The sequence below is a fragment of the Staphylococcus pettenkoferi genome (assembly GCF_002902685.1).
Lineage (GTDB): Bacteria > Bacillota > Bacilli > Staphylococcales > Staphylococcaceae > Staphylococcus > Staphylococcus pettenkoferi.
Genome location: NZ_PPRN01000050.1, coordinates 1 through 9,877, shown reverse-complemented (window position 1 = coordinate 9,877; position 9,877 = coordinate 1). Strand labels below are relative to the sequence as shown.

The following is a 9,877-nucleotide window of genomic DNA, read 5'->3' as shown; positions in this document are numbered from 1 at the left end:
AGATGTGTATAAGAGACAGCAAATAAATAGGAGGGATTCTTCAAAATGTAGTTAGATTACTTTTATAAAAGGAGAGTGAATATAAGGTGGTGAGAAGTTGACGAAAGAAGACTATATAATGAAACTTTAGGAGATCGCTATCTAAAGTTAAAAAAGCGCAAAAAAATATGCCCACCCTATTGGGTGAGCATCTACGGTCCCGACGGGAATCGAACCCGCGATCTCCTGCGTGACAGGCAGGCGTGTTAACCGCTACACTACGGGACCAACTCAATGGTGACTCCTACGGGACTCGAACCCGTGTTACTGCCGTGAAAGGGCAGTGTCTTAACCGCTTGACCAAGGAGCCGTTCTTAAGCACAAGATAAATTATAGCAACTCTCTAACGAGATGACAAGCACTTTTTTAAAATTCTTTCACAAAAATTTAATACAGAAAAAATAAAGGGGAGCGAGACTGAATTCTAGCTAAGGATCATCAATCATAACTTTTCTGAAAAGACACCAGAGATGATATCATGAGAGAATCTACTATTATATGTTTCTTACGTTGAATCATAGAATTAGTATAGCTTTAATGGTAAATTATAAAGTAGAGACATATGAAATAATAAATCTATGCGTACTACAATTGAGAAATGAGGTTTAAATTATGGCTAGAAAAGTTGTAGTAGTTGATGACGAAAAACCAATTGCAGATATTTTAGAATTTAATTTGAAGAAAGAAGGTTATGAAGTGCACTGTGCATACGACGGTAATGACGCAGTGGACTTAATCTATGATGAAGAACCGGACATCGTCTTACTCGACATCATGCTTCCTGGACGTGATGGTATGGAAGTATGTCGTGAAGTCCGTAAGAAATATGAAATGCCGATCATTATGTTAACGGCGAAAGACTCTGAGATTGATAAAGTATTGGGCTTAGAGTTAGGCGCAGATGACTACGTAACGAAACCATTCAGTACACGTGAGCTTATCGCGCGTGTGAAAGCGAACTTACGTCGTCATTATTCTAAACCAGCTCAAGAAGAAGACGATAATGCGACAAATGAAATTTCAATCAAAGACATCGTGGTTTATCCTGATGCATACTCCATTCGCAAGCGTGGTAAAAATATCGAATTAACACATCGTGAATTCGAATTATTCCATTATCTATCTAAACACATGGGGCAAGTAATGACACGTGAACACTTGCTACAAACGGTATGGGGCTATGATTACTTTGGTGACGTGCGTACTGTAGACGTAACGATTCGTCGCTTACGTGAAAAAATTGAAGATGATCCTTCTCATCCAGAATATATTGTGACGCGTCGTGGTGTTGGATATTTCCTTCAACAACATGACTAGAGGTCGTCTGAGATGAAATGGCTTAAACAGTTTCAATCACTTCATACTAAGCTGGTAATCGTCTATGTCCTACTCATTATTATTGGTATGCAGATTATCGGATTGTATTTTACCAATAGTTTGGAGAAAGAACAGACGCAAACGTTTAAAAGTAATATTTCCCAATATGCGAAACAGATTGAACTTGGCATAGAGAAAGTCTATCAAGATGACAAATCGGTCAACAGTCAAAAGGAAGTTCAAAACTTATTAAATGAGTATGCGAACCGTCAAGAAATCGAAGAAATTCGCTTCATCGATAAAGATCAAATCATTGTGGCGACGTCGAAGCAGTCTACCCGCAGTCTAATAAATCAAAAAGTGAACGATAATTCGATTCAAAAAGCATTATCTCTAGGTGAATCGAACAGTCATACTGTGCTTAAAGATTACGGTAATGGTAAGCAACGTGTCTGGGTCTACAATCTGCCTGTGAAGACAAGCAAAGGTACGATTGGCAACATTTATATCGAATCAGACATTAATAACGTGTATGACCAACTGAATAATATCAACCAAATCTTTATCGTGGGTACGGCGATTTCACTCATCATCACGATTGTGCTCGGTTTCTTTATTGCGCGTACGATTACGAAACCGATTACGGATATGCGTAACCAAACGATTGAGATGTCTAAAGGTAACTATACGCAGCGTGTGAAGATTTATGGTAACGACGAAATAGGTGAGCTCGCCCTTGCGTTCAACAACTTATCGAAACGTGTTCAAGAGGCACAAGCGAATACAGAAAGTGAGAAACGTCGACTGGATTCTGTCATCACGCACATGAGTGATGGTATTATTGCGACCGATCGTCGAGGTCGTGTGCGTATCGTCAATGATATGGCATTGAAGATGATGGGCATGATGAAAGATGAAATTATCGGTCAGCATATGCTTAACATTTTAAAGCTAGAAGAAGATTTCTCACTCGACGAGATACAAGAGAATAACGATAGTTTCTTGCTCGATATCAACGAAGCGGAAGGCATCATTGCCCGAATTAACTTTAGCCGTATCGTACAAGAGACAGGCTTCGTGACAGGTTATATCGCCGTGCTTCACGACGTTACTGAACAACAACAAGTTGAACGTGAACGTCGTGAGTTCGTGGCGAACGTGTCACACGAATTGCGTACGCCATTAACCTCAATGAATAGTTATATTGAAGCACTCGAAGAAGGTGCTTGGAGAGATGAAGAGATTGCGCCTAGTTTCTTAAACGTGACACGTGAAGAGACAGAGCGAATGATTCGTCTCGTTAATGATTTACTACAACTCTCACGTATGGATAACGAATCCGATCAAATTACGAAAGAGATTGTCGACTTTAACATGTTTATCAACAAGATTATTAATCGTCATGAGATGTCGGCGAAAGATACGACGTTCGTACGTGAAATTCCGAATGAAACTATTTTTACCGAAATCGATCCAGACAAGATGACGCAAGTGTTCGACAATGTCATCACTAATGCGATGAAATATTCTCGTGGCGAGAAGCGGGTTGAGTTTCACGTGAAACAGAATGCCGTTTACCACCGTATGACGATTCGCATCAAGGATAACGGTATCGGTATTCCAATCAATAAAGTAGATAAGATCTTCGACCGCTTCTACCGTGTGGACAAAGCTCGTACGCGTAAAATGGGTGGTACGGGTCTCGGTCTCGCGATTTCCAAAGAAATTGTTGAGGCACACAATGGTCGTATATGGGCTAACAGTGTCGAAGGCCAAGGTACGTCAGTCTTTATCACGCTTCCATGTGAAGTCATAGAAGATGGTGATTGGGATGCGGAGTAAAGAACATATCAAGACGGTCATCTTAGCCCTACTTGTGCTGATGAGCCTCGTTCTGACCTATATGACATGGAAGTTCACGCCCGACTTACAAACGGTTGATAAAGAGGCGAACAAAGAGCACGCCTCACAGTCGATAGGTAAGACGAATAACGTGGATATGAGCGAGGTCATCACGCCTTATCAAATTATCTATTCGAAGGCGGATCATCCAGAAGGTATGGTCGCATCACGTCATAACGTGTCGACCGTTCTGGAACCGCTTAAGAATCAGCACGTGACGCATTCAGACCAGATGCACAGCGATCACAACCTCATCATCCCTGATCTCACCGATGAGTTTCTCGTGCTCGATTTCACCTATGACATGCCGCTAGCGACGTATCTCGGGGATGTGTTGAACATCAGTGCGAAAGTGCCGAGCAACTTTAAGTTCAATCGCTTATTGATTGATCAGTCGCATGACGATAAGATTCAACTCTATGCGATTAGTAAAAACCGACATGACGTCGTTCGTATGACGTTGTCTTCCAAAGCAAGTTCGGTCAATAAGACAGTTGCAGCCTTGAAGAAAGACATGGAGCCTTATTCAGAGATGATTACGAATAAAGATACGATCGATAGTGCGACACATATCTTTGCGCCGAAATCACCGAAGCATCTGAAGTCTTATCGTACAATTTACAATCACATTAGTGTGGATAAAATGAATTCCGTACTCTTCGACGATTCCGTCGTCGTGCGCAGTGCGAAGAATGGAGCGACCACGTACAACAACAATACAGGCGTTGCAAACTATGATAATAAGACTGAGAAGTATAAATACAACAACTTGTCTGAAGATAAAGCAACTTCGAAGAATATGCATGAAACGATTCCAGGTACGTTTGATTACATTAACGAGCATGGTGGTTTCATAGATGACTTTAGACTGTTCCATACGGATAACAAATCCGGTGAACTCACATATCAGATGTTCCTCAACGGACGTCCGACGTTTAATTCAGGCGACTTAAATACAGTGAAAGTCTCCTGGAGCGAAGATGGTATCTATAGCTATGCACGTGCCTTGCTGAAATCCAATGTCACGATTGATAGTGGCGAGAAAGATGAGAAACTGCAAGGTGCCGAGAAAGTACGCTCAGCCTTGGCCAATAATCCAAATATTGATTTTGAAAAGGTCAATAACATCACAATTGGTTACAAACGCGTCGATCAACCTGACAAAGATGATATCGAAGTGCAACGCAATAGTGAGTTCAAACCACATTGGTACATCGAATATGATGGCAAATGGTACGCCTATGACAATGATGGGGGGCTAGAATAAATGAATTGGAAATATGCGAAGACGTTATTTATCTTAGTATTTATTCTAGTGAACATCAGCCTCGTCGTCATTTACGTAGACAAAGTGAAGAAATCTCATATTCATGAGAGTAAAGAAGAGAACGAAGTGAATTTTAAACAAGAGCAGATTAAACTGCCGAATGATATCCCAAGTGTCGATGGGATAAAGATGCAGCTACTGACGGCACGGTCCAATGATTTCACTCAAGCGGCGAAAGGGAATTCTGACAAGCATGCAGAGGATGACGGCGCGCGTGTGAAGGTAGATATCGACAAGCAGGTGCCCGTGAGTGCTGACAACGTTTCGGATCTCAAGGATTACGTGAATAAGAACGTTTATGATGGCAAGCATTATCAGCTTAGTGATATGGATAGTAAAAGTACCACGTTTGAACAAACTTACGGCGGCTATCCGATTATGAATAATAAGAAAGCTCGACTGACATTCAATATTGGTAATGATAAAGCGAAAAGTTATCAACAGTCCGCTATGAAGACGATCGCACCTTCTAAAGGTGAGAATAATGATGCGAAGCAAGTGATAAGTGCAAAGAAAGCGTTAGAGGCGATGTATTTTAATCGTTACTTGAAGCGGAATGATGAAGTCACTCAAATTCGTCTAGGTTATTACACGGTGGCACGTGAACCGAATGTACAGGTGTTACAAGCGAATTGGGAAGTGACTGTGAAGCATCAAGATGAAACGAAGACGTATTATGTTGAGGCGATTTCTGATAATCCTAAGATTATTAAGGAGTAGCTGAGGGATGATACGTGAAAATGAAGAAAGCGTACACACTGTTATGCGGTGTGTACGCTTTTTGATTAGCTACGTAATAATAAATTTTGTTTTTTGGAGGCTTTCGCTTGCTTAAGGGGACGCACTCAACTAATACTTTTCGCTCTTAGAGCTCAAAGAATGGATTTTCGTTACGACCGTGTTCCTTCAAGGGTATCGAATTGTCTACGGAAACAGCTAAAATACTTTAATCAAAATGCCACGCTTGTCATCCTTCTTATTTATATAGAAGAATGCGTTGTCTTCTTATTCAAAAATAACTAGTCCGCAAGATAGCAAGAGTTATTTTGAATTCATCAGTTACGAATCGTTAATGCATTTTACTCGCAATGAATTAAACAATGCCTTGAATACGTAGGACAATATCTGCAACGACAGCTGAGCCTACATAAGTGCTAATCAAGACGACCATACCGACGATAATCGTTCTCCAACCGAGCTTGAGGAAGGCTAACCAAGAGTTACCGATTGAGATGCCAGCATAAGCTACCACAGGTGTCGCAAGTGCCATCAAATCAACTTGTTTCGTCCAATGTGCGATGTGAGCAGCGCCTGGCACACCAGGAATCGTCAGGATTAAGCCTAAGACGCCGATGTAGGCGATACTTGGAATATTCAACGGGATGAGACGTCCCAAGAGCATTCCGATGAAAGCAATCGCCATCAGTGCCACTATTCCTGGTAGCGCTTTAAATGGTCCATGATGATAACCGAACCAGTTGTTGATGAGTGAAATTAATCCTACGATAACGAGCGTCATGCTCCAATTCTTAATTTGAGAAGTCATTGTCCCACCCCTTTACTTGAGAGAATTTTCCTTTCACTTTTGTTAACAGTGCATAGTATTTTTCAGTCAACGGTAAAGCAAAGATGATTGCCATGTATAGTCCAGTGACAGATGTCAGTAAGTTACTTGTACCAGAGAATGCAGCAAGTGTGCTCGCTTGGTCTGGAAAGGCTTCTACCAGCGGCCCAAGAGCTGCAGTCGTCATTACGCCACTTCCTACGCCAGTAGCCATAGCAAATGACAGTGGGTGAAGCGGCAAGATTGAGATGAGCACGCTAGAGAAGACACTAAAGAAGATTGCCCCAAATATCGTGCCGAAGATATACATAGACATCACACCTTGCCACTCAGGTGAGTTCGTCTTGTATCTTTCAGTGATGAGTGCGAGATTAACTTCGCGACCAATAGAATGTGTCATTCCAATTGTTTCACGTTTCAAGCCAAGCATGATTGCGATAGGCAGTGAGATGAGTATTGTTGCTAGGTTACCAAGTTCTTGCAGAATGAGTGCCGGTCCAGCAGCGATAATCTTAGGTAGTGCGGGCCCAGCTTCCACACCAAACTTTGCGATGAGTAGCGCGACGGCGATAAATACCATTGGTTCAGCGTTCTTAGCCTGTTTCTTTTTGACGAGCGGAGTGAAATACGCGATGAGACCCAAGATAACCGCGTAGACTACGGGCATTAATAAGAGGGACGTGGGTCCTAAATTAAATTTGTGCGTTCCGATACCTTCTGAAATGAGCACGATGACGAAAGTTAACGTATGAAGTCTCCAATCTTTCCAAAGTTGTATTTGCTTATTCATAAAAACGTCCCCCTTTATTACTATTTATCTAAAAAGTAAGAATTTTTAAAAATATAATGACTCTAGTCTAACGGTAATTGTTGAAAAAGAAAAGGGGGTCGTGAAGAAAAGTTTGGAATTTATGAAGATGTATTTAATACTCTTTTGTTTTCAACTTTTCAATCCTCACTTGCTTATGTGGTCACGCTCAACTCATTTTTTCTCGTTTAGCTAGCTCGAAAAAATAGGTTTTTATTACAACCTAGTTCACTCAAAAGTGTTTTGAGTCATCTTTAAAGCGATTGTTTATTACAGTTTTAAGAATTGTTCTCTTATGTTTCTAAGAAACAGGTTGATTGCTCAAGCAGTTTTTAAACTGATATAGTATAATATGATTGTTAATTTAAAAAATGGACGTAAATGAAGGAATAGTAGGCTTAAAGATACGATAGTAAAGCTTACTATTAATAAAAGCTTAATCGCTGAATACACAAGGGTTTAAGGCATATTTAAGATAGACAGGTCAGACTGCCGTATCACTGCAGGTAGTATGCCCGCAGTATAAATTTCAAAAAATAACATAGGTAGATTTAGGAATTTGAGAAAGGGTGAATCGCTTGATACGAATGAGTGTCTTAGCGAGTGGTAGTACTGGAAATGCCACTTACGTTGAAAGTGATAAAGGAAGCTTGTTGGTCGATGCAGGATTAACAGGCAAGAAGATGGAAGGGCTCTTTAGCCAAATTGATAAGGAAATTAAGAACGTCAATGGAATTCTCGTCACACATGAACATGCCGATCATATTAAAGGTTTAGGTGTGTTGGCTCGTAAATACGGACTACCGATATATGCGAATGAGAAGACGTGGTCAGCAATTGAGAAGAAAGACAGTCGCATTCCAATGGATCAGAAATTCATTTTTAATCCTTATGAGACGAAATCTCTTGCAGGATTTGATGTGGAATCTTTTAATGTGTCACATGATGCGATTGATCCACAATTTTACGTGTTCCACAATAACGGCAAGAAATTTACGATTCTCACTGACACAGGTTACGTTTCAGATCGCATGAAAGGCATCATTAAAGGCAGTGACGCCTTTATGTTCGAGAGTAATCATGATGTGGATATGTTGCGCATGTGTCGCTACCCATGGAAGACGAAACAACGTATCTTGAGTGATATGGGTCACGTATCGAACGAAGACGCGGGTCTTGCGATGACAGATGTGATAACTGATAACACGAAACGTATTTATCTTTCTCACTTATCTCAAGACAATAACATGAAAGATTTAGCACGTATGAGTGTTGGTCAAGTGTTGAAAGAGCACGATATTGATTCAGATAACGAAGTGAAGCTTTGCGATACAGATAAAGCGGAAGCGACGCCGATTTATACATTATAATAAGTGGAGCGCACGTCCTTAGTGGTAAGGGCGTGTTTTTTTATGCAGTTAGAGGATAAAAATAGTTCAGTTTATTAAGAATTATACGGATTTAATTTAAACTTTTAACTTTAAGACGGTAGGTAGTATGACCGCATTGCATACGTGAAAGCGTTATTGTATAAAGATAATAAGATGGAGAAAGGTGATGGGATAAGGTTTCAACCTTAATATTGTAAAAATAACGTTAAGGTTGTGAATAAAAATGTAAGACAGACGGCAAGTTATCCACTAAATTGTGCAGAGTTATCCAGAGTTGTGAACAATTCACAATAACATACCCACATTATTCACAGACTTATCCACAAATCCACAGGATATTACTTTCTTTTTGTGTATAACTCGTAAATTTTGTAAAATGCATTATGTATAATAGAGAAAACTAAGAGGGAATACTGTGAACAAGTGAATAACTTGTGGATAACTAGGATAACTCAAGTATTATCAACATGTGTAGGAGGTCAAATTGTGAAAATCACTATACTCGCAGTGGGAAAGCTTAAAGAAAAATACTGGAAACAAGCCATCGCTGAATACGAAAAACGATTAGGTAGTTATACGAAGATAGATATCGTAGAGGTGCCTGACGAAAAAGCACCTGAGAACTTAAGTGACAAAGAGGTTGAACAAGTGAAAGCGAAAGAAGGAGAGCGTCTCCTTAATAAGATTAAACCCCAATCCACAGTCATTACTTTAGAAATTGAAGGAAAGATGCTGACATCAGAAGGGCTTGCGAAAGAACTGGATCGACGCATGACACAAGGTCAAAGCGACTTCACATTCATCATCGGAGGTTCAAATGGCTTGCATCAGGACGTCTTAAAACGCAGTGATTACGCACTTTCATTTAGCAAGATGACCTTTCCACATCAAATGATGCGGGTCGTCTTAATCGAGCAAGTCTATCGTGCGTTTAAGATTATGCGTGGAGAAAGTTATCATAAGTGATGTTAGAAATTACTAATCTTATAAGAAGTATTAGATTTATTACATTTTTTGGCTACCGGTAACTTTAAAGAGACTATAGTATAATATTATCATCAGGAGGCTATAATATGAGTACAATTGATTCAAAGGTTAACAAGCAAATCGCTAAAAATCTTTCGCTTGAAGGTATGGATTTAACAAAGGAACAACAGGGACAAATTCTTGATTTTATTAATAATAGATGAATTGTCAATTTAAGCGCAACATTTCTAAGTTTAAGTGTCCCAATTAAGACACTTTCTTGGTCTATGGTTAATTGCGTTCAAAGCATAGTCTAATTCTTCTTGAGTTACTTCGGTTAAGTCTGTTCGTTCGGGAATAATTACCTAAGTAAACCGTTAGAGTTTTCATTCGTGTCTTTTTGTCATGTATAGTAAAGATAAACGATGTAAATATCAACATTGAATTGAGATTTAATATCTTATTTTATTACTTATCATCTGATACTTAATATGTCAAGCCGTAATTACGTCATATGAAGCTATGTGAACTCATTCCTTTATTGCTGTCTCTTATACACATCT

Annotated in this window: 8 protein-coding genes, 2 tRNA genes and 1 pseudogene; 6 read left to right on the top strand and 5 right to left on the bottom strand. The window is 39.8% G+C overall.

Annotation, left to right across the window (positions count from 1 at the left end; all coding sequences use genetic code 11):
• Positions 1-194: 194 nt before the first annotated feature.
• Both CD126_RS09160 and CD126_RS09155 read right to left on the bottom strand, forming a co-directional pair.
• A tRNA-Asp gene (locus CD126_RS09160) sits at positions 195-267 on the bottom strand.
• Positions 268-274: 7 nt separating this feature from the next.
• Positions 275-349, bottom strand: a tRNA-Glu gene (locus CD126_RS09155).
• Between the two features lie 302 nt (positions 350-651).
• On the opposite strand from CD126_RS09155, the gene yycF reads away from it, so the two are divergent.
• The 4 genes from yycF to CD126_RS09135 are packed head-to-tail and all read left to right on the top strand — an operon-like array spanning position 652 to position 5,305.
• Positions 652-1,356 carry a response regulator YycF gene (gene yycF, locus CD126_RS09150; RefSeq protein WP_002472735.1) on the top strand — a complete coding sequence of 235 codons (705 nt, stop codon included), beginning with the start codon at positions 652-654 and terminating at the stop codon, positions 1,354-1,356.
• Between the two features lie 12 nt (positions 1,357-1,368).
• Complete coding sequence (gene walK, locus CD126_RS09145; RefSeq protein WP_049406283.1) at positions 1,369-3,198, top strand: cell wall metabolism sensor histidine kinase WalK; 1,830 nt, start codon at positions 1,369-1,371, stop codon at positions 3,196-3,198.
• Positions 3,188-4,525, top strand: coding sequence for a YycH family regulatory protein (locus CD126_RS09140; RefSeq protein ID WP_103370367.1), 1,338 nt, complete (start codon positions 3,188-3,190; stop codon positions 4,523-4,525). The genes walK and CD126_RS09140 overlap by 11 nt, the downstream gene beginning before the upstream one ends.
• Positions 4,526-5,305: a two-component system regulatory protein YycI gene (locus CD126_RS09135; protein ID WP_103370366.1), complete on the top strand. Its 780-nt coding sequence runs from the start codon at positions 4,526-4,528 to the stop codon at positions 5,303-5,305.
• A gap of 373 nt (positions 5,306-5,678) precedes the next feature.
• Here the strand turns inward: CD126_RS09135 and CD126_RS09130 are convergent, their stop codons facing one another.
• Together CD126_RS09130 and CD126_RS09125 are read right to left on the bottom strand one after the other, a co-directional pair.
• On the bottom strand, positions 5,679-6,131 hold the full coding sequence (locus CD126_RS09130; protein WP_103370365.1) for a hypothetical protein: 453 nt from the start codon (positions 6,129-6,131) through the stop codon (positions 5,679-5,681).
• Complete coding sequence (locus CD126_RS09125; RefSeq protein ID WP_049406291.1) at positions 6,115-6,939, bottom strand: DUF3100 domain-containing protein; 825 nt, start codon at positions 6,937-6,939, stop codon at positions 6,115-6,117. The genes CD126_RS09130 and CD126_RS09125 overlap by 17 nt, the downstream gene beginning before the upstream one ends.
• 587 nt (positions 6,940-7,526) lie before the next feature.
• On the opposite strand from CD126_RS09125, the gene CD126_RS09120 reads away from it, so the two are divergent.
• Both CD126_RS09120 and rlmH read left to right on the top strand, forming a co-directional pair.
• Positions 7,527-8,327 (top strand): MBL fold metallo-hydrolase, encoded by an 801-nt coding sequence (locus tag CD126_RS09120; protein WP_002472777.1) that lies wholly within the window; start codon positions 7,527-7,529, stop codon positions 8,325-8,327.
• Between the two features lie 507 nt (positions 8,328-8,834).
• Complete coding sequence (rlmH, locus tag CD126_RS09115) at positions 8,835-9,314, top strand: 23S rRNA (pseudouridine(1915)-N(3))-methyltransferase RlmH (RefSeq protein WP_088606530.1); 480 nt, start codon at positions 8,835-8,837, stop codon at positions 9,312-9,314.
• Positions 9,315-9,568: 254 nt separating this feature from the next.
• On the opposite strand, the pseudogene CD126_RS12490 reads toward rlmH, so the two are convergent.
• Positions 9,569-9,717 (bottom strand): annotated as a pseudogene (locus tag CD126_RS12490) (IS30 family transposase); the annotation flags it as partial.
• Positions 9,718-9,877 lie beyond the last annotated feature (160 nt).

Bases quoted from the DNA above. Each gene is read 5' to 3' on its own strand.
- yycF (WP_002472735.1), top strand. From the start codon at position 652: ATGGCTAGAAAAGTTGTAGTAGTTGATGACGAAAAACCAATTGCAGAT.
- walK (WP_049406283.1), top strand. From the start codon at position 1,369: ATGAAATGGCTTAAACAGTTTCAATCACTTCATACTAAGCTGGTAATC.
- CD126_RS09140 (WP_103370367.1), top strand. From the start codon at position 3,188: ATGCGGAGTAAAGAACATATCAAGACGGTCATCTTAGCCCTACTTGTG.
- CD126_RS09135 (WP_103370366.1), top strand. From the start codon at position 4,526: ATGAATTGGAAATATGCGAAGACGTTATTTATCTTAGTATTTATTCTA.
- CD126_RS09130 (WP_103370365.1), bottom strand. From the start codon at position 6,131: ATGACTTCTCAAATTAAGAATTGGAGCATGACGCTCGTTATCGTAGGA.
- CD126_RS09125 (WP_049406291.1), bottom strand. From the start codon at position 6,939: ATGAATAAGCAAATACAACTTTGGAAAGATTGGAGACTTCATACGTTA.